Source organism: Ruegeria sp. BG9, assembly GCF_056538305.1.
In genome coordinates this window covers 273,414-293,253 of record NZ_JBQFSY010000005.1, presented here as the reverse complement: position 1 = coordinate 293,253, position 19,840 = coordinate 273,414, and the positions used below count along the sequence as shown (strand labels likewise).

General features: G+C 60.3%; 15 protein-coding genes. 9 read left to right on the top strand and 6 right to left on the bottom strand.

All coding sequences use genetic code 11. The features are described 5' to 3' along the window. Positions 1-32: 32 nt before the first annotated feature. Genes hutU through hutI form a run of 4 tightly spaced genes read right to left on the bottom strand, consistent with a single transcriptional unit; the run spans position 33 to position 5,246 of the window. Entirely contained in the window at positions 33-1,715 is a 1,683-nt protein-coding gene (hutU, locus tag ACR0I8_RS10920) for a urocanate hydratase (protein ID WP_170690486.1), read from the bottom strand. After that, positions 1,712-2,506 carry an N-formylglutamate deformylase gene (hutG, locus tag ACR0I8_RS10915; protein ID WP_170690484.1) on the bottom strand — a complete coding sequence of 265 codons (795 nt, stop codon included), beginning with the start codon at positions 2,504-2,506 and terminating at the stop codon, positions 1,712-1,714. Before hutG ends, hutU begins: the two co-directional genes overlap by 4 nt. Next, the gene (gene hutH, locus ACR0I8_RS10910; protein ID WP_170377360.1) at positions 2,503-4,041 is read right to left on the bottom strand and encodes a histidine ammonia-lyase; all 1,539 of its coding nucleotides are present in this window, start codon (positions 4,039-4,041) and stop codon (positions 2,503-2,505) included. Before hutH ends, hutG begins: the two co-directional genes overlap by 4 nt. Then, the gene (hutI, locus tag ACR0I8_RS10905; protein ID WP_170690482.1) at positions 4,038-5,246 is read right to left on the bottom strand and encodes an imidazolonepropionase; all 1,209 of its coding nucleotides are present in this window, start codon (positions 5,244-5,246) and stop codon (positions 4,038-4,040) included. The genes hutH and hutI overlap by 4 nt, the downstream gene beginning before the upstream one ends. Before the next feature lie 82 nt (positions 5,247-5,328). Between hutI and ACR0I8_RS10900 the strand changes: the two genes are divergently transcribed. Then, a complete protein-coding gene (locus ACR0I8_RS10900; protein ID WP_170690481.1) occupies positions 5,329-6,687 on the top strand; it encodes a formimidoylglutamate deiminase in 1,359 nt (452 codons plus the stop codon). A gap of 78 nt (positions 6,688-6,765) precedes the next feature. Further along, positions 6,766-7,467 carry a GntR family transcriptional regulator gene (locus ACR0I8_RS10895; RefSeq protein ID WP_170690479.1) on the top strand — a complete coding sequence of 234 codons (702 nt, stop codon included), beginning with the start codon at positions 6,766-6,768 and terminating at the stop codon, positions 7,465-7,467. Positions 7,468-7,485: 18 nt separating this feature from the next. On the opposite strand, the gene ACR0I8_RS10890 is transcribed toward ACR0I8_RS10895, so the two are convergent. Then, positions 7,486-8,442, bottom strand: coding sequence for a LysR substrate-binding domain-containing protein (locus ACR0I8_RS10890; RefSeq protein ID WP_170690477.1), 957 nt, complete (start codon positions 8,440-8,442; stop codon positions 7,486-7,488). A 358-nt stretch (positions 8,443-8,800) separates the two neighbouring features. Between ACR0I8_RS10890 and ACR0I8_RS10885 the strand changes: the two genes are divergently transcribed. The 3 genes from ACR0I8_RS10885 to ACR0I8_RS10875 are packed head-to-tail and all read left to right on the top strand — an operon-like array spanning position 8,801 to position 15,159. Beyond that, complete coding sequence (locus ACR0I8_RS10885; RefSeq protein WP_170690475.1) at positions 8,801-11,980, top strand: CHRD domain-containing protein; 3,180 nt, start codon at positions 8,801-8,803, stop codon at positions 11,978-11,980. Between the two features lie 21 nt (positions 11,981-12,001). Continuing rightward, positions 12,002-13,792, top strand: coding sequence for a type I secretion system permease/ATPase (locus ACR0I8_RS10880; RefSeq protein WP_170690474.1), 1,791 nt, complete (start codon positions 12,002-12,004; stop codon positions 13,790-13,792). Next, entirely contained in the window at positions 13,789-15,159 is a 1,371-nt protein-coding gene (locus ACR0I8_RS10875; RefSeq protein WP_170690472.1) for an HlyD family type I secretion periplasmic adaptor subunit, read from the top strand. The genes ACR0I8_RS10880 and ACR0I8_RS10875 overlap by 4 nt, the downstream gene beginning before the upstream one ends. Before the next feature lie 77 nt (positions 15,160-15,236). On the opposite strand, the gene ACR0I8_RS10870 is transcribed toward ACR0I8_RS10875, so the two are convergent. Further along, a complete protein-coding gene (locus tag ACR0I8_RS10870; RefSeq protein ID WP_170640170.1) occupies positions 15,237-15,854 on the bottom strand; it encodes a TetR/AcrR family transcriptional regulator in 618 nt (205 codons plus the stop codon). 147 nt (positions 15,855-16,001) lie between these two features. Here ACR0I8_RS10870 and ACR0I8_RS10865 point away from each other — a divergent pair, with 147 nt between their 5' ends. The 4 genes from ACR0I8_RS10865 to ACR0I8_RS10850 all read left to right on the top strand — a co-directional run bounded on the left by ACR0I8_RS10865 (position 16,002) and on the right by ACR0I8_RS10850 (position 19,783). Next, a complete protein-coding gene (locus tag ACR0I8_RS10865; RefSeq protein WP_170690459.1) occupies positions 16,002-16,931 on the top strand; it encodes an AEC family transporter in 930 nt (309 codons plus the stop codon). 105 nt (positions 16,932-17,036) lie between these two features. After that, positions 17,037-17,870: an S-formylglutathione hydrolase gene (gene fghA / locus ACR0I8_RS10860; protein WP_170690456.1), complete on the top strand. Its 834-nt coding sequence runs from the start codon at positions 17,037-17,039 to the stop codon at positions 17,868-17,870. 3 nt (positions 17,871-17,873) lie between these two features. Beyond that, positions 17,874-19,331 carry a Si-specific NAD(P)(+) transhydrogenase gene (gene sthA, locus ACR0I8_RS10855; protein ID WP_170377338.1) on the top strand — a complete coding sequence of 486 codons (1,458 nt, stop codon included), beginning with the start codon at positions 17,874-17,876 and terminating at the stop codon, positions 19,329-19,331. Beyond that, positions 19,328-19,783, top strand: a complete 456-nt coding sequence (locus tag ACR0I8_RS10850) for a YaiI/YqxD family protein (protein ID WP_170690455.1) — start codon at positions 19,328-19,330, stop codon at positions 19,781-19,783. Before sthA ends, ACR0I8_RS10850 begins: the two co-directional genes overlap by 4 nt. Positions 19,784-19,840 lie beyond the last annotated feature (57 nt).

The window sequence follows — 19,840 nt, the reverse complement described above, 5'->3', positions numbered from 1 at the left end:
GACGCATCAATTCGCTGATCGCTGACCGAGGTCTATCCCAGAATACCCGGCAACCGCAGCCCGTATTCGCGGGCACAAGCCTTGGCATCCTCATACCCCGCATCCGCGTGACGCCACACGCCCGAGGCCGGGTCGTTCCACAAAACCCGCTCCAGCCGTTTGGCCGCTGCATCGGTACCATCGGCGCAAATGACCACGCCCGCATGTTGGCTAAAGCCCATGCCGACCCCACCGCCATGATGCAAAGACACCCATGTGGCGCCCGAAGCCGTATTCACCAGCGCATTCAGCAACGGCCAGTCCGAAACAGCGTCCGAGCCGTCCTTCATCGCCTCGGTCTCACGGTTGGGCGAGGCGACGGACCCGCTGTCGAGGTGATCCCGACCAATGACAACCGGGGCTTTTAGTTCTCCGTTACGGACCATTTCGTTGAAGGCCAGCCCGGCCTTGTGACGATCCCCAAGACCGATCCAGCAGATCCGTGCGGGCAGGCCTTGGAAGGCGATACGCTCCTGCGCCATGTCGAGCCAGTTGTGCAAATGGGTGTTCTCGGGGAACAGCTCTTTCATCTTGGCATCGGTTTTATAGATATCCTTTGGGTCACCGGAAAGGGCGCACCAACGGAATGGGCCGACCCCGCGGCAAAACAGAGGGCGAATATAGGCGGGCACGAAACCGGGGAAGGCAAAGGCGTTCTCAAGCCCTTCGTCCTGCGCCACTTGGCGAATGTTGTTGCCGTAATCCAGCGTTGGCACGCCCGCGTTCCAGAAATCGACCATCGCAGCAACATGTTGTTTCATTGAGGCGCGCGCTGCGGTTTCCACCGCTTTTGGATCGCTTTCGCGCTTGTCCTTCCACTGCGCCATGGTCCAGCCCAGCGGCAGGTAGCCGTTGACCGGGTCATGGGCGCTGGTCTGGTCGGTGACGATATCGGGGCGCATGCCACCGGCCTGCATCCGGCGGTAGATTTCGGGGAAGATCTCTGCCGCATTGCCCAGCAGGCCGACCGATTTCGCCTCACCCGCCTTGGTCCAGCGGTCGATCATCTCAAGCGCCTCGTCCAGCGTTTCGGCCTTTTCGTCCAGATACTTGGTGCGAAGGCGGAATTCGATACTATCAGGGTTGCACTCGACCGCCAAACAGCACGCCCCGGCAAAGACCGCGGCCAAGGGCTGCGCGCCGCCCATGCCGCCCAAACCGCCGGTCAGAATCCACTTTCCGGTCAGGTCGCCGCCGTAGTGCTGACGTCCGGCCTCCGCAAAGGTTTCGTAGGTGCCCTGCACGATACCTTGCGTGCCGATATATATCCACGAGCCAGCGGTCATTTGGCCGTACATCATCAGGCCCTTCTTATCGAGCTCGTTGAAGTGATCCCAGTTGGCCCAATGCGGCACGAGGTTGGAGTTCGCGATCAGCACCCGTGGCGCATCCGTATGCGTCCGCACAATGGCGACAGGTTTGCCGGATTGTACAACCAGCGTCTCGTCTTCTTCCAGATCCTTGAGACTGTCCACGATCGTATCAAAGTCGTTCCACGTCCGTGCCGCGCGCCCGATGCCGCCGTAAACGACCAACTCATGCGGGTTTTCGGCCACGTCCGGATGCAAGTTGTTCATCAACATCCGCAGCGGCGCTTCGGTCATCCAGCTTTTGGTGTTCAACTCTGGCCCGGTGGGAGGATAGATATCACGGGTGTTCTTGCGAGGGTCGGTCATGATGCAAGCTCCAATGCTGTGTCTTGGACGGCGTCCAGAATATCGAATAGCCAGCGGCGCAGACGGTCGGCTTTGCGGTCGTCATAGGACCATGGCGGGCGCTCGGTTGTCAGGTAGGAGGATTGGGCCAGCTCCATCTGAATTGCGTGGAGACCCTCGGCCGGGCGGCCATAGCGGCGCGTCGTCCAGCCGCCTTTGAACCTTCCGTTCAAGACGGTGCTATAGGGTGATGAAGCGGCAAACTCATGGGCCGCTGCCTCGATCTCAGGCGCGCAGGTCGTGCCGTTATTTGTGCCCAGATTCATATCGGGCAAAACTCCGTCAAACAGGTACGGAATGGTGCTGCGGATCGAGTGGCAGTCATAGAGGACCGCAATGCCGTGGATCGCCCTGACCCGCTCCAGTTCGGCCATCAGCGTGGCATGATAGGGCGTATGAAACGCAGCGAGGCGTTCGGCGATTTCCGCTTCGGATGGCGGCTGATCCCAGATCCCATTCCCATCGAAATCGGTCAGCGGAACCAGTGTAGTCGTGTTCTGACCGGGATAGAGCGACACGCCCGACGGATCACGATTGGCATCAATCACATAGCGGTGGAAGGTCCCGCGGACCGTCGTCGCCCCGGGCAGCAACCCGTCGTAGAGCGTGTGGATATGCCAATCCGTATCCGTCAGCGTCCTGCCCCTCGCGTTCAGCTTGGCTTGAACCTCTGGCGGTACGTGAGTGCCCGCATGGGGCAGGCCCAGAACGATGGGGCTATCGCCACGGGTGACCTCAACCGGATCCGTCACGCGCCCAGCTCCGGCATGGCAACACGTGTGCTATGCGCGATCTCACCACTGGAAATCAGGGTCGAGGCTGCCTCAATATCCGGCGCGGTATAGCGGTCTTCCCCCAAAGGCGGCACCACAGCGCGTAACCGGGCCATCACGCCTTGTAGCGTCTCACTAGTGGGCAATGGCGCGCGGAATTCGATCCCCTGCGTGGCGCAGAGCAGTTCGACCCCCAGAATACGCTCCAGATTGGTGACCATCTGACCCAGACGCCGCGCGCCATGGGCCGCCATTGAGACATGGTCCTCCTGATTGGCCGAGGTCGGCGTCGAATCCGTCACGCAGGGATTGGCGAGATGTTTGTTTTCGCTCATCAAAGCCGCCGTCGTGACCTCGGCAATCATCAGGCCCGAGTTCAGCCCAGGATTGGGGGTCAGGAACGGCGGCAGATCAAAGCTGAGGACGGGGTCCACGATCAGCGCGATGCGGCGTTGGGCGATGGCTCCGATCTCGGCCACAGCCAGCGCGATCATATCGGCGGCGAACCCAACCGGTTCGGCGTGAAAGTTACCGCCCGAGACGATCAGCCCGGCCTCGGACAGAACCAGAGGGTTGTCGGTGGCGGCGTTCGCCTCAAGCTCAAGCGTCGTGGCAGCTTGTCGGATCACGTCCATTGCCGCACCGACGACCTGCGGTTGGCAGCGGATGCAATACGGGTCCTGCACGCGGGTATCGCCGTCGCGGTGGCTTTCGCGGATCACCGATCCGGCCAGCAGGGCGCGCATGGTGGCTGCGGCTTCAATCTGGCCGCGATGGCCGCGGAGGCTGTGGATTTCAGGCTGCAACGGTGCCGTGGATCCCATGATAGCGTCCGTGGTCAGCGCCGAAGTAACCAGCGCGCACTGGGCCGCTTGCCATGCCCCAAACAGGCCCGCCAAAGCAAAAGCGGTCGAAAACTGGGTGCCGTTGATCAGCGCCAGGCCCTCTTTCGGGCCAAGCTCCACAGGCGTCAGGCCAGCTTCCGCCAGCGCCTCAGACCCCGGCATGACCTTGCCTCCATATTCAGCTTCACCCGCGCCCATCATGACAGCGGCCATATGGGACAGCGGCGCCAGATCACCAGAGGCCCCGACCGAGCCCTGCGCGGGGATCACAGGGGTGACGCCCTTGGCCAGCATGGCTTCAAGCAGCGTGATCAATTCCAGCCGCACGCCCGATGCTCCGCGCCCGAGGCTGAGCAATTTCAGGACCATCATCAACCGCGCATGCGCCCGCGGGATCGCTGGGCCGACACCGCAGCAATGCGACAGGATCAAATTTCGTTGCAGGGTCGCCGTATCCTCGGCCGCGATCTTGACACTGGCAAGTTTGCCGAAGCCCGTGTTCACGCCGTAGACTGCCGCCTCACCCGCAGCGGCATCCGCAATGCGCGCGTGGGCAGCCTGAATGCCGGGATGGCAGGCCGGGTCCAGCTGCACGGCGCATTCGTCTCGGAACACCTGCTCCAACTGCGCCAGCGAAACAGCGCCGGGTGTAAGGGTCAGGGTGGTCAAACTGCGCCTCCGAAAATGCGAGTGTGTAGCGGGTTGTAGCCGATGCGATAAGATAGCTCGGCCGGGTGAGTGACGTTCCAAATCGCCAGATCAGCGCGCATGCCAGTTGCGATCTGGCCGCAATCGCGCAAACCCAGCGCGCGGGCCGCGTTGAGGGTCACGCCTTTCAGCGCCTCTTCGGGTGTCATACGGAACAGGGTGCAGCCCATGTTCATTGCCAAGAGCAGAGAGGTCATTGGGGCAGAACCCGGATTACAATCCGTCGCCAAAGCCATCGGGACCTTGTTCTTGCGCAGCAGCTCAATGGGCGGAGATTGCGTTTCGCGCAGGGTATAGAAAGCACCAGGCAGGATCACACCAACCGTGCCCGCGCGCGCCATCGCCGCTGCGCCCTCATCATCGAGATACTCGATATGATCCGCTGACAGCGCGTCATAGCTGGCCGCCAGCTTTGCACCGCCTAAATTGGACAGCTGTTCGGCGTGCAGTTTGATCGGCAAGCCAAGCTCACGCGCCACATCAAACAACGGCACGAGTTGGCCGGGCAAAAAGGCAATCCCTTCGCAGAAGGCATCCACGGCATCAACCAGCCCCTCGGCATGGGCGGCGCGCAGAGTTGGAATGCAAATCTCACTTATATATGCGTCCGGATTGCCCTTGTACTCCGCCGGCACCGCATGGGCGCCAAGAAAACTGGTTACAACCCGCACCGGACGGTGGTCTTGCAGAGCACGCGCGGCGCGCAGCATGTTCAATTCGGTCTCGCGATCCAAGCCGTAACCGGATTTCACCTCGATTACCGAGACACCTTCGGCCAGCATCGCATCCACACGCGGCAGCGCCTGAGCGATCAGGTCATCCAAACTGGCATCGCGCGTGGCCGTTACCGTCGAGATGATCCCCCCTCCGGCGCGGGCGACCTCTTCATAGCTCGCCCCATTCAAGCGCATCTCAAACTCGACAGCGCGGTGGCCGCCGTGGATGACATGCGTGTGGCAATCGATCAGAGCGGGCGCCACCAAACGCCCCGCGCACGACGTCTCAGACAACCCGACATAGGTTTCGGGCAATGCAGCCTGCGGCCCGACCCATGCGATTTTTTCGCCCTTGATCACAATTGCCGCTGACTCGATCACACCATAGGGCGCGCCATTCTCCGCCATGGTTGCGGCGCTCAAGTCCTTCAGGATGTGGGTTGTGGGCATTTGATTCTCGCAGTGGATGCAATTCTCTCTTTTCTAGTACATTCCAATATGTTTTATGTCTATCCATAAAATGGAGAGCTACATGACCATCTTCGCGAAGCGCGCATTGCTACCAACAGGTTGGGCAGAAAATGTCAGGCTGGACCTGAAAGGCGGGCACGTTGCCGCTGTGACAGTTGGCGCTAAAGCGCAGGACGCAGATGTCACGGTCGACACCCTGTTGCCTGCGTTGGCCAACCTTCACAGCCATGCCTTTCAGCGTGCCATGGCAGGAATGACCGAATACCGACGCGCCGGGCGGGACAGCTTTTGGACGTGGCGCGATGTGATGTATCGCTTCACTGCACAACTGACGCCCGGTCAGATTCAGGCCATCGCTGCACTTGTCTATATGGAGATGCAGGAGGCCGGGTTCGCCTCCGTCGGAGAGTTTCACTATCTGCACCATCAACCCGGCGGCGCACCCTATGAGCGGCTAGCCGAGCTCTCCGACCGCATCATGGCTGCCGCCGTCGAAACAGGTATCGGCCTGACGCATCTGCCCGTCCTCTACTCCTATGCCGGGGTCGGAGAAGTGCCTTTGGAACCCGGGCAACAGCGGTTCGGCAACGACGTGACACGTTTCCTGCGACTGGTGGACGAGGCCAAAGCGGCCACCGCTGCACTTCCCGAGGACGTCCAGGTCGGTATTGCCCCACATTCTCTCCGCGCGACCTCGCCCTCGGATCTCAATGAAGTGCTGAGCCATCACAGTGGTTTGGTCCATATCCACATAGCCGAGCAGCCCAAGGAGGTTGCGCAAGTACAGGCTGGTTTGGGCGCGCGCCCGGTCGAATGGCTGCTGGGCAATACCCCTGTCGACAGGCATTGGTGCCTGATCCACGCCACCCACATGACGGATGAAGAGACGCGCGCATTGGCGGCCTCCGGCGCTGTCGCAGGCCTTTGCCCAATTACCGAAGCCAATCTGGGCGACGGCCCGTTCAACGGCGCTGTGTACCTGACCGCAGGCGGAGCATTCGGTGTGGGATCAGATTCCAATATCCAGATTTCACTAACCGAGGAGCTTCGGACGCTGGAGTACTCCCAACGCCTGCGCGACTTGTCACGCAATGTGTTGGTGGTTGGCGAAGGGTCCGTTGGACAAACCCTCTATTGCGGCGCCGCGACGGGTGGAGCGCAAGCGCTGGGTCGCAACGCGGGGCAGATCGCTGAGGGCGCTTTGGCCGACCTTATTGCCATCGACAGCAGCGACCCGGCGCTGTGCGCTTTGCGACCTGAACAGTTGCTGGACGGGCTTGTGTTTGCCGCACAAGACAGAGTGGTGACCGACCTCTGGTCGGCTGGGCGACACAAGGTCAAGGAGGGTCAACACGTGGCACGTGACCAGACCGTGACGCGGTACAGAAAAGCCATAGCCGAGATACTGCCTAACTTGTAACGCTCGGCATCCTCTTTACGCGAGGGTCGCCTGCCATACATATTATGAATAAGCTTATTGAGGAAACGGGATCAGATCGTGACGGAACAGAAGAACATCGGTTTTCAGGATATCCGTGACGAGGTGATCTACCGTATCCAAAGCCGCATCTGGCCTCAAGGCAGTTTGCTTCCAACCGAGCTGGAACTGGCCGCCGAGTTCGGCTGCGCGCGTGCCACCGTGAACCGTGCGCTTCGAGAGTTGGCGGAACAGGGCATCATCACCCGTAAGCGAAAAGGCGGCACCCGGGTCGTCACCACCCCGGTCAAACAGGCCAAACTGCCGATCACCGTTGTCCGCCAGACGATCGAGGATATGAATGCCGAATACCGTTATGCGCTTGTCAGCCGCACGCAGATCGACTGCCCCGCGTGGCTACAGGCCAAGCTGAGCCTGCAGGAAGGCGCACAAATCCTGCATCTGCAATGCATGCATCACGCCGACAACCGCCCCTTTCAGTTCGAAGAGCGCTGGATCAATTTCGATGCCGTACCTCACGTGGTAAATGAGAGCTTTGTGACCACCGGCCCCAATGAATGGCTGCTGTCCGAAGTTCCCTTTTCCAATGCTGAGATCGCCTTCTCGGCGGTTCCAGCCACCGGGCAGTTGCAAGACTTTCTTTCTGTGCCACCCGGCACACCGCTGTTCCAACTGGAACGCACGACATGGTTCCAAAGCAAACCGGTCACATTCGTCAGAATGACCTTCCATCAAGGTTATCAGATGCGGACAACCTACTAACCCTTTGGCCGGACACGATCAGGTCGTCGCAGGCTGTTTTGGCGGATTGACATGCTCGGGTTGATAGGTCGGGATCACTCCGATTGGGGGTTTTTCGCGGATGTATTCTCCGATCCGCGCCAGCATCGGTTTGCGCGGGCAATTGGGACGCGTCGCCGCCCCTAGATCGCGCAGATGGCCTGGCCCTTCGAACGGAATAAAGCAAAGCGGCCAGTTGTCCCGCTTGAACTGCTCGGCCGCCACGGCGGAAACAATCGTGCAATCGTCAGAGTGGCAGATATGACGGCAGATCGTCTCGAACCGCAAAGCGGTCAGATCAAAGCGCTTACTGATACGGCTGGAGGGATCCTGCTTGGGCAACCGTTCTTCCAGCGCATAGCCGAAACTATGGGGCAGACGGATGAAATCATGCACTGGCACCTCATCGGCGGAAATCGAAGGTAGCGTATGCAGCGGATGCCCTTCACGCAGCGCCAGAAACAGAGGCTCGGACCAGATCGAGGTGAAATCCAGCGCGTCGCTGTTGTTGATCTTGGCGACAAGCGCCAGATCCAGCGTGTGATCTTCGACCATCTTCAACATGTTTTGCGGCAGGTCTTCGATCATCGTCACCCGCATGCGCGGAAACAAAGTGCTGAACAGCTCTGAGAAATACTGCGTTAAATATGGGGCCAGCGTGGGCGTCATACCAATGGTGAAGGGCACCGCCTCGGGGTCGCGGAACTCGGTCGCTGTGTCGCGAATCTTTTGCGCGTCATTCAGCATCCGGGTTGCGATGTCGACGATTCGTGCGCCGCAGGCGGTTGGGCGGACCTCATTGTTCAGGCGCAGGAACAGCTCGGCCCCCAGCTCCTGTTCAAGCTTCTTGATCTGGTTGGACATCGCAGGCTGAGACACGTTGCAGGCCGATGCGGCCTGACTGAACTGACCGTGTTTGGCGATGGCAATGACGTATTCCAAGTCTCTGAGGTTCATGGCGGGGCAATTCAAACAATCAAATAGGTCAAGTTACCTGTGACACTACGCGGTGACCCCCTGTTTCAGAAGCCCGGACAGCGGTTTGAGGGGGATTTGACCCCCACAATTCGTCACAAATAGGTGAAACTTCGTCATCAAATAAGTGAGCGACCCGCGTTTTCCCATCGCATCGCCGTTTGAATCAAGGCCCTGACCAGCGAAGACTTCACGAAACCCGTGAGTATTTGCGTTGGTTATACCCCCAATTTGGACCATGAATTTCCGCTGACCACGGGCCAGGCCTACTGATTTGTTGCGTCGGTTGCCCGATCAAACGGGCCACCTGCATCACGCAACAAACCAGACGGAGTGACCCATGCTGTCCCAATTCGTAGAAAGCCTGCGCGCCCGTCTCTTGACCACGTCAACACTGGCGCAAGAGACCACACGTGACGGCCAAACCCTTTTCAACAACTTCTTCCAGAACACGATCGTGGATGACACGCCCGCCTTTGTTCTGGCCAATGACTTTTCGCGCTTGCTGAACTTTGGCGAGATTATCACCAACAACGCCGTCGCCGCCGTTCAGGCGCAGGGCGAGGATGTTGACGTGTTCAACTTCCGCTCGGGCGTGATTGAGGCGAATAGCGGCCCCGATACACTGGCGACCGGCATTCAGGTCACCGGCAGCGCCGCCGTGCGCAACTTCGGTGAGATCTCGGGCGACTTTAACGGCGTTCAGTTTGCAGGCGCCGACAGCTCGGGCAGCCTGGACAATTTCCGCGGCGGCGTGATCTCCTCCGACAGTCGTGCCGTGGACATTCAGGGCCAGGGCATTGATGTGCGCAACTTCGGCGACATCCTTGGCACCGGAGATCAACGCAACGGCACGATCTACACCAACAGCACCGCCGAAGATATCTCGATCTCGAACTTCACGGGCGGAACCGTGGATGCTGGCGTAGGCAATCAGGGTGCCGGGATCTCACTTCAAGTCGGGGATGAGGTTGGTGACCGCGTGGAAACCGATATTTTCAACGGCTTTGGCGGCACCATTCAGGGCCGTGGTCAGGCGGCATCGAACACCGGTCTGGCCGGTGACGGTATCCGGATCAACAACGGTGCCGAGGGCACGATCCTCGAGACCGAGATCCTCAACAGCGGGTTGATCACATCGGAAAGCACGCAAGGCACCGCAGCCGGTATCCGCATCGCGGATGGTGCAAGCGCCGAGGGCGAGATCCTGAATACCTCGACCGGGGTGATCGAGGGTGCTGCAAACGGGCTTTACATCGGTCAGGGCACGCATGATCTGGATGTTCTGAACTTCGGCACGATCCAGTCCGACAGCCGCGCGGTGAATATCGACGGCACGGGTGTGAACCTAGTGAACGGCGGCGATATCCTTGGCACGGACAGCCAGCGCAACGGCACCGTTTATGCCGACGGCACCGCCGATGATTTCGCAGTCAACAACCTGTCCACAGGCACGATCGACGCGGGTGAAGGCAATGAAGGTTCGGGCTTTGGCGCCGAGATCGCAGGCGAGAATGCGTTTTCGCTGAACAATGACGGTCTGATCCAGGGTCGCGGCAATGCCGCAGCGGGCACCAATGCCGCAGGTGACGGTATCCGCATCGGTAATGTCGGCAACGCTGGCACGTTCACCGGCTCCATCACCAACGCAGGCACCGTCCTGTCGGAAGGTGCAAACGGAACCGTCGGCGCGTTCCGCGCGGTGAACAACGTCAACTTCCAAGGCCAATTGGTCAACGAAAAAGGCGGCGTGTTCGCAGGCGTGCAAAACGGCGTCTACTTCGGGACCGGTGATCATACCGGCAGCTCGTTTGTGAACCGTGGAACCGTCACGTCGGACAGCCGTGCGGTGAATATCGACGGTGAGGGGCTTGAGGTCGTCAACGAAGGCGAAATCCTCGGCACCGGCAACCAGCGCAACGGCACCGTCTATGCCGATGGCACTGCCGACAACTACACCTTCAACAACACCGGTCTGGTTGATGCGGGTCTGGGCAACAACGGCTCGGCCGTGTCGCTGCAAACCGGCGATGTCGCAGGCGATATCGTGTCGGCAGCCATTCTGAACGAAGGCACCCTGCAAGGTCGCGGCGACGCGGTTGAGGGCAATCAGGTCGGCGATGGTCTGCGCCTGTTTACCAGCCAGTCCGAGGCCGGATTTGCCGGAGTGGTCGTCAACGAAGGCCTGATCGCAGGGTCCGAGACCTCGGACGCAGCCGCAGGTATCCGCGTTGACGGTGGCCTGAAACTTCTGGGGGCGATCCTGAACGAAGGTGAGATCCGCGGGACGGTCAATGCAATCGACGCCTCGGATGCGGGTGACGTGACCATCGTCAATGACGACGAAGGCGTGATCAACGGCAACGTCCTGCTGGGTGCGGGCGATGACATCTTTGTCGATCTGGGCACCACCAACGGCAATATCGACGGTGGTGCGGGCGACGACGTTCTGATCGCTGGCGATGCGGACAATGTTCTGACCGGTGGTCTGGGCAATGACTTCATCGACGGTGGCGACGGTATCGACACAGCCGACTTCTCGGATCTGGATGTCGCGGTCGAAGTGCGCCTGGGCGCCAATGGCAACGGCACAGCAACCCGCGATACGGGCTTCAAAGTCTCGGTCAAGGACGCCGTGGTCTCTGCCCCTGGTCAGTTCGGCGCGAACATCGCCAACGGTGCGGCCTTTGTGGAACAGGCGCTTCAAGGCAACCTGTACTACAACATCCACACATCGGACTTCCCAGGCGGCGAAATCCGCGGGCAACTGCTGGTGGACAGTGTCGAAACCGAGCATGGCATTCGCACCGTCACCCTCAGCGGCGGTCTGGACGCGGCGCAGGAACCGGGGCCGACCTCGGACAGCGAAGCCACCGGCGAGGCCTCTCTGGTCATCACCCAAAACCTGCGCACAGGTGAGGTGACCTATTCCAGTGAGCTGACCGTTGTGGGCCTGAACGAGGCCGACCTGAACACGCCGATCCCGGGTGTTGTCTCGGCTATCCATCTGCACAACGCTCCGGCTGGCAATAATGGCCCGGTCGTACAAGACACGTTGGTGGATGCAGGTGCCACGCTGGACGTGAACGCCACAGGCGGCACAGGCGTCATCGGTCAGGACGTCATCGACAACCAGATCGAGGTCGATGTTCTGCAGTCGATCGAGAATGTTATCGGGTCCGACGATGGTGACATCATCATCGGCAGCGATCTGGACAACAAACTCAGCGGTGGTGACGGCGATGACCTGATCTTGGGGGAGGGTGGCAATGACATCCTGATCGGCGGTGCAGGTGCGGATACCTTCACCTTCGGCGCGAATTTCGGAAACGACGTGATCCAAGACTTCGAGGTTGGCCTCGACCAGCTGCAGTTCGGCGATTTCGGTCCCGATTTCGGCGGTGCGGTGAATGTCGCACAGGATGGGAACGACGCCGTGATCTCGTTCGGAACCGAAGGCTCGGTCCGTCTGGCGGGCGTCAACACCACCGAACTGACCGAAGACGACTTCGTCGCTTAATTGAAAACGGACGGGGCGGCATTGACCGCCCCGTTTGCCAAACCGGAAAAGGGCAAGACGATGTTTCAGAAATCCACCCCCGTACAAACCGCATGGGCCTCGTTGCGCAAAGGGTTTGTTGCCGTCGCTTTCTTCAGCCTGTTTCTCAACCTGCTGATGCTGGCCGGGCCGCTTTACATGCTGCAGGTCTATGACCGGGTCCTGACCAGCCAGAATGTCGACACGCTGATCGCGCTGACCCTTCTGCTGGGCGGCGTCTTTGTCGTGATCGCCTGTCTCGACCTGATGCGGATGCGCATCCTGGGCCGCCTGGCCGCCCGGTTCGAAATGGCCGTCGGTGCGCCTGTTCTGGGGGCCGCCATGCGCCGCCGGGTTCAGGGCGAGGCGCAGAGCGCTGAGAATCTGGTCGACGACGTCAACGGATTTCGTGAGTTCATCTCGGGCTCGACCCTGACCGCCTTTTTCGACGCGCCGTGGATTCCCATTTACCTGCTGGTCCTCTATGTCCTGCACCCGCTGCTGGGTCTGCTGGGACTTGCCGGAGCCGTCACCCTGACCGTCATGGCGCTGATCAACAACGCCCGCGCGCAGAAACCGATGCGAAACGCCGCCGAGGCCCGAGGGCGCTCGGACGCGCTGTTCAAGACCTCGGATCGCAATGCCGAACTGGTCCAGGCTCTGGGTATGAAATCTGATCTGGTGCGCCGCTGGACCGCCCTCCAAATCGACGCCCACGCGCACAAAACACGCGCAGCTGATCGTATCGCCGGTTTTTCGGTATTGTCGAAGACCATTCGCATGGGCCTGCAATCAGCCATTCTTGGCTTGGGCGCGGCCCTTGCAATTACCGGCGAATCCACCGCTGGCGTCATGATCGCCGCCACCATCGTGTTAGCGCGCGCGCTGGCGCCGATTGATCAGCTCATCGGCCAATGGCGTGGTTTTCTGGCCGCGCGCGGTTCCTACGCCAAGATCAATGCGCTGACAGAGGAGTTCGCCGAAGACACTCCCAATCTGCATCTGCCGCGCGCCTTCAAAACGCTGGACGCGAAAATCGCTCAAGCCGGGCCGCCGCGCGCGATCAATGCCACCATTCGGGGTATCGACTTCGATCTGGCCGCGGGCGACGTTCTGGCTGTCATTGGCCATAGCGGCTCTGGCAAGACGACGCTGGGTAAGATGCTGGCCGGGATCTGGCACCCGCAACGGGGTGAGGTTCTGCTGGATGGCAGCCCGATGTCGAAATGGAACGCCGAGGATTTGGGCAAACAGATCGGCTACCTGCCGCAGGATGTCGAGCTATTCGACGGCACGATCCGCGAAAACATCGCGCGCTTTTCGGTCGCCATCGACGACGCTGAGGTTTTCCGCGTCGCGCAGGAGGCGGGCATTCATGAGATGATCAGCGCCCTGCCCGAAGGCTATGAAACGCGCATCTGTCAGGGGTTCTTTCTGTCCGGCGGTCAGCGGCAGCGTCTGGCCCTGGCCCGCGCGCTTTATGGTGATCCGTTTGTGCTGGTGCTGGACGAGCCGAACTCGGATCTGGATGCCGAAGGGGAACAGGCCTTGCGCGATGCAATTCTGGCCACTCAGGCCCGCGGCTCCATCGCCATCGTCATGACCCACCGCCCCGCAACATTGCAGGCCGCCAACAAGGTCATGGTTATGCGGAACGGGTCCCAGACACAGTTTGGCGACAAGGATGACGTGCTGAAAGTCAATCGCCGGAATGTTCTGGACAGCTCGGGCAAGGGCACCCGCCCGACCCCTCAGCCCGTCCCGGAAACGCAAATCACAGGAGCAGCCCAATGATACAGATTGTCCCGCACAACGCCTCTCGCAATGCGCTGTCGCTGAATGAGGCAGAGTTCATCGACATCTCGGACGCTTCCCCCCGGATTGGACGCTATGTCTGGGTTGGCGTGATCACCCTAATGGCCTTTGTCGGAGGCAGCGCCTACTGGGCCTTCGCCTCGAAACTGGACGGGGCGGTGGTTGCCCCTGCCTCATTCGTGGTCGAAGGCGATCGCAAAACGGTCGAACATCTGGACGGCGGCATCATTCGCGACATCCTGATTGCCGACGGAGATTTCGTTCAGGCCGGTCAACCTCTGATCCGGCTGGACAGCACCGACATCGACGTCGACCTGAACGTGCTGGGCAGTCAGATGGGTGAACTTTCGGTGCGCCGCGCTCGCTTGCTGGCACAGATGAGCGGTCAGGATCGGTTTGATGAGGCCTCGGCCACGGCCGGTTTTCAGGCGGGAATGGAGAGGCTGCACTGGACGTCCGCCTATCTGACGCAAAAACAGCTGTTTGACGCCGAAGCCCGCGCCCGCCAGACAGAAACCCGGATCAACGAACAGCGGATCTCGGGCCTGAAGGATGAGGCGCAGGGGCTGACCGAGCAGCGCGTCAGAACCCAGAATCAGATCGAGATCACGCTGACCGAACTGACCAACCTGCAGACCCTGCTGGACAAGGGGTTGGTGTCAGCCACCCGCGTCAGCTCGCGCCAGATTGAGCTGCAGCGTCTCTACGGCGTCGATGCTTCGCTGCGCACCCAGATCGCGCAGGCTGAAAATCAAGTTAGAGAGCTGGAACTGACGCTGATCAGCCAGCAAAAGCTGCGGGATGAGGTGATCGCGGGTGAGCTTGCGGTGGTTGAAGCGCAGCTTGATCTCGTGCGCCCGCAATATGCAGGCACCGCCGAGCGTCGCAAGCGGATCGAACTGTTGGCCCCGACCAGCGGGCGGGTGGTCAATCTGGCGGCCTCGACCACGGGCGGCGTCATTCGTCCGGGCGAACACATCATGGACATTGTCCCGGCGGATCAGGCGCTGATTGTCGAGGCGCGGGTCAAAACCGGTGATATTGACAAGCTGCGGATCGGCCAGTCCACCCGCATCCGCTTGTCGGCCTTCGCACAGGCAGACGTCCCCGAGGCCAGCGGCAAGATCTTCGATATCTCGGCCGACGCGTTGGAAGACGAACGCACGGGCGAGCCCTACTACAAGGCGCGGGTCAAACTGGATGCCCAGCAGCCCGACGCGGTGGCCGCGCTGGATCTGGTGCCCGGCATGCCGGCTGATCTGTTCGTCAATACCGGCGAGCGGGCCGTGATCGCCTATCTGTCACAACCCATCAGCGACCGGTTGGCCAAAACCTTTATTGAGTGAGTGGGTACCCAGGTAACGAGTAAAATTTTAACCAGTGGGAATGGTCTGCAGATGGGGCTGCAGGCCATTTCACTTTGTCAAACGCCGTAACGAGCCATGAACATATCGACAGCTTGCAGGGCAACCTCGTCGATCTCCGCTTGGGAGAACTCTTCCTGGATGCCAAAGGCGGCGCGCAGCCATAGGCGCACTTTGCACAGCTCGGCGAATTGTTCTGCTGCGATCGTCACGTCCTCGATCACCAATTCGCCTTTGGCGACGGCCTTTTCCAGATACTCGACCATCTTGCGCTGACCGTTCTGAGGCCCAGCTTCATAAAAAACGCGTCCAAGTTCCGGGAAACGATCCCGTTCAGCCACGCAAACGCGGAAAATCTGGCGATTGAAGTCCGAAACGAAGAAGCTGACCAACTGCGTCGCGGTAATCGTCAGAACCTCACGCGCTGGTTTGGTTTCGTCGATCATCGAGATCACGCGCTCAGCCATGCGGCGGCACTCGGTTTGCGCCACCTCAATAAACAGCAGGCGCTTGTCGGGGAAATAGCTATACAGCGTCGCTTTTGAGACACCCGCCGCCCGCGCGATGTCATCCACGCTGGCCCCCTCGAACCCATCCGCGAGGAAAACCTCTCGGGCCCCGCGCAGAACCTGGTCGAATTTTCGGCCGGTGCGCAGGATGGTGGCGGATTGGGTCATGATGGCTCCTACAGCGGGTTGTGGAACGAATTTATAAACCGATCTGTTCAGACACAAGGATTCTTGGTGTTTTCTGACGGGCCGTCACACAAAACGCCGTTCGATCCGTGACTTGCAGGTCGCGCAATCCATGTTAGGAGGGTATCCATGGTCGAGATCTTTCTGCGCACCCTTCCATTCTTCGTGATCATCGGCCTGGGTTACTGGGCTGGGCGCACGCGGTTTTTCACAGAGGAAGCCACCGCCTATCTGACGAAATTCGTCTTTTTCTTTGCCCTGTCGGCCATGCTGTTCCGCTTTGCCGCCACCCTACCCTTTGCCGAGATCTTCAATGGGCGGCTGATCATCGGTTATCTGATCGGCACACTTGCGGTCTATGCTCTGGCGTCACTGGTTGCGTGGATACGGGGCCTCGACATCCCGACCGCAGCGGTTGAGGCCCAGTGCGCCGCCATCGGCAATGTCGGGTTTCTCGGTCTGCCCATGTTGGCCATGCTGCTGTCCGAGGCTGCGATCGGGCCTGTCATGCTGATCCTTGCGGTGGATCTGGTGGTGTTTTCCTCGCTCATAGTGATCCTGATCAATGGCGGCCGGGACGGAAAGCTAACGGTCAAAACGCTGCGCCTGATCGGGTTTGGGTTGCTCAAGAATCCGATGATCGTGTCGATCTCGGCCGGATTGATCTGGTCGGCGCTGCAGATTCCGGTGCCCGGCCCGATGAATGATTTTCTGACCATTCTGGGTGGGGCCGCAACGCCCGGAGCACTGTTCGCAATCGGCGCCTCGCTGGCTGGGAAATCGGCCGAACGGGTCCAAATCGCGGGCTGGCTGAGCTTTTGCAAGCTGATCGTCCACCCCGCCTGTGTCGCCGTCGCCCTGCTGTGGCTGGTTCCAGTCGATACATTCTCAGCCACGGTTGCAATTGCCGCCGCTGCGCTACCGGTTGCGGGCAACGTCTACATGTTGGCGGCGCATTATGGGGTCGCGCCTCATCGCGCCTCGGCGGCGATCCTGCTGTCTACGGCGGCCAGTATTCTGACGGTTCCGCTGATCATCGGATGGCTTACCGCTCTGTAAACGCGCAACCCCACCAAAAAGTCATGCACATAGCGACTGCCGCACTTTACGCGGCGTCCTTAGGGCGATAGCCATGGCGCGACCCTAGATTAAGGACTCGACCAGATGGAAACCCTTTCGGAAAATGCCTGTTTTGGTGGTGTGCAAGGTGTCTACCGCCATGCCTCGACCACCTGCCAATGCGATATGACCTTTGGCCTGTTCCTGCCTGCCGAGGCCAAGGACGGCCCCGTTCCGGTGTTGTGGTACCTGTCTGGCCTAACCTGCACCCACGAAAACGCGATGACCAAGGCTGGCGCACAGGCCTGGGCCGCCGAACAGGGCATAGCAATTGTGTTTCCAGACACGTCGCCCCGCGGCCAAGGCGTCGCCGACCACGAAGACTATGATCTGGGCCAAGGCGCGGGTTTCTACGTCAACGCAACGCAAACCCCGTGGGCCCCACATTTCAACATGTGGGACTATGTGGCCGAGGAACTGCCCGCGCTGATCGCCGAGAATTTTGCTATCGACATGGATCGTCAGGCCATCACCGGCCATTCGATGGGTGGCCATGGTGCGCTGACACTGGCGATGAACCTGCCGGGGCACTATCGCTCGGTCTCGGCCTTTGCGCCCATTTCGAACCCGACGGGCGCGGATTGGGGCCGCAAACAGTTGAGCGCATATCTGGGCGATGATGAGGCCGTTTGGGCCAAGCATGACGCCTCGCTATTGATGAAAGAGGTCGGATTTGACGGCCCGGTCCTGATCGACACGGGTGCGAGCGACCAGTTCATCGACCTTTTGCGCCCCGAAGCACTGGCGTCGGCCATCGCCGAGCGCCGACAGCAGGCGACCTATCGTCTGCAACCAGGCTATGACCATTCCTATTTCTTTGTGTCCACCTTCATGGAAGACCACATCACGTTCCACGCCGAAGCGCTGTACGGAGACTGAGGCATGAGCAAGTATGACTATGACCTGATCATCATCGGGTCTGGCCCTTCGGGCCGGTCGGCAGCGATTCAGGCGGGCAAGCTGAAGCGTCGGGTGCTGGTCATCGACCGGCACGATCGTTTCGGAGGCGTATCGGTGCATACCGGCACGATCCCGTCCAAAACCCTGCGTGAAACCGTGCTGAACCTTTCGGGCTGGCGTGAGCGCAGCTTTTACGGCCGCTCCTACCGGGTCAAGGAGCAGATCCGCGCCGAGGATCTGAAGGCCCGGCTGCACATGACGCTGGACCACGAAGTTGACGTGCTGGAGCATCAGTTCAACCGAAACCATGTGGATACCCTGAACGGGCTGGCCTCGTTCACGGGCCCGCATGAGATCGAGGTGGCGACGGATAGCGGTGAGAAAACCCGCCTGACCGCCGCAAAGTTCCTGATTGCGACCGGAACCAAAACCTATCGCCCGGACTATGTGCCTTTCAACGGCAAAACCGTTGTGGATGGCGATGAATTCCTTGAAATGGCCGAGATCCCTCGGTCGTTGGTCGTGATCGGTGCCGGGGTGATTGGCGTAGAATACGCCACTATGTTCTCGGCCCTGGATGTCCGTGTCACCCTGATCGAGCCGCGCGACACCTTCCTTGATTTCATCGACAAACGCCTGATCCACGATTTCACCCATCAGATCCGCGAAAATGGAGTGGATCTGCGGCTCGGCTCGGCCGTCGAAAAGATCGAAGATGCGGGCGAGCATGTCGAGGTCACTCTTGAAAACGGTCGTCACGTCCGGGCCGAGATGCTGTTGTTTGCTGCCGGTCGGATGGGCGCGACCTCGACGCTGAATCTGAAAGCTGTGGGCGTGGAAACCGATCACCGCAACCGGATTAGCGTGGATCGCAAGACCTACCAAACCGAAGTGCCGCATGTCTACGCTACTGGCGACGTGATCGGGCACCCTTCGCTGGCCTCAACCTCTCTGCAACAGGGGCGCGTGGCGGCCTGTCACGCGCTTGAAACCCCAACCTTGCCGGAAAGCCCTTGGTATCCTTACGGGATCTACTCCGTGCCCGAAATCTCAACCTGCGGCATGTCCGAGGAAGAGTTGCAGGAGCGCGGTATCCCATACGAGGTCGGCGTAGCGCGGTTTCGCGAAACCTCGCGCGGGCATATTATGGGGTTGGAACATGGCATGTTGAAGATGCTGTTTTCCCTGAAAACCCGCCGGGTGCTTGGTGTGCAGATCGTGGGCGAAGGCGCGACGGAGCTGATCCATATCGCGCAGGCCGTACTGAACCTGAAAGGCACCGTGGACTACTTCGTGCAAAACACGTTCAACTATCCGACGCTGGCCGAGGCCTATAAGATCGCGGGTTTGGATGCCTTCAATCGGATGCCGATCCCCGAAGAGTTCAAGGTCAAGAAAAAGCCTGTTGAACCCGCAAAGAAAGAGGCAAAGAAGGCGTGACAACGCTCTATGTCGATGGAGACGCCTGCCCTGTGAAAGCCGAGGCTGAGCGGGTCGCCACCCGACACAAAGTGCCTATGGCGCTGGTGTCGAATGGCGGGTTGCGGCCATCGGCAAACCCTCTGGTGCAGGTCGTCATTGTGGCCGAGGGCGCGGATGAGGCGGACAAATGGATCGCCGAGCGTTGCGGAACCGGCGATGTGGTGGTTACCTCGGACATCCCGCTGGCGGCTAAGTGCGTCGAGGCCGGTGCTCGTGTGCTGCGGCCAAATGGAGAGGCTTTCACAGCTGCCAATATCGGCCAGCAACTGGCGATGCGCGACCTGATGGCGGATCTTCGGGCTGCAAACCCTCTGGGCTCAGGAGGTGGCGGCAAACCGTTTGGAAAGGCCGATCGCTCGCGGTTCTTGGACGCTCTGGAGCGGGAATTACGAGCAGCGCTGCGCGGCTGACCCTCCCGTCAGTCAAGGACGCATCAAAGATGCGCCCTCGCCTGTTGGGCCAAGCAG

Bases quoted from the DNA above. Each gene is read 5' to 3' on its own strand.
- hutU (WP_170690486.1), bottom strand. From the start codon at position 1,715: ATGACCGACCCTCGCAAGAACACCCGTGATATCTATCCTCCCACCGGG.
- hutI (WP_170690482.1), bottom strand. From the start codon at position 5,246: ATGCCCACAACCCACATCCTGAAGGACTTGAGCGCCGCAACCATGGCG.
- ACR0I8_RS10900 (WP_170690481.1), top strand. From the start codon at position 5,329: ATGACCATCTTCGCGAAGCGCGCATTGCTACCAACAGGTTGGGCAGAA.
- ACR0I8_RS10890 (WP_170690477.1), bottom strand. From the start codon at position 8,442: ATGAACCTCAGAGACTTGGAATACGTCATTGCCATCGCCAAACACGGT.
- ACR0I8_RS10885 (WP_170690475.1), top strand. From the start codon at position 8,801: ATGCTGTCCCAATTCGTAGAAAGCCTGCGCGCCCGTCTCTTGACCACG.
- ACR0I8_RS10875 (WP_170690472.1), top strand. From the start codon at position 13,789: ATGATACAGATTGTCCCGCACAACGCCTCTCGCAATGCGCTGTCGCTG.
- ACR0I8_RS10870 (WP_170640170.1), bottom strand. From the start codon at position 15,854: ATGACCCAATCCGCCACCATCCTGCGCACCGGCCGAAAATTCGACCAG.
- ACR0I8_RS10865 (WP_170690459.1), top strand. From the start codon at position 16,002: ATGGTCGAGATCTTTCTGCGCACCCTTCCATTCTTCGTGATCATCGGC.
- fghA (WP_170690456.1), top strand. From the start codon at position 17,037: ATGGAAACCCTTTCGGAAAATGCCTGTTTTGGTGGTGTGCAAGGTGTC.
- sthA (WP_170377338.1), top strand. From the start codon at position 17,874: ATGAGCAAGTATGACTATGACCTGATCATCATCGGGTCTGGCCCTTCG.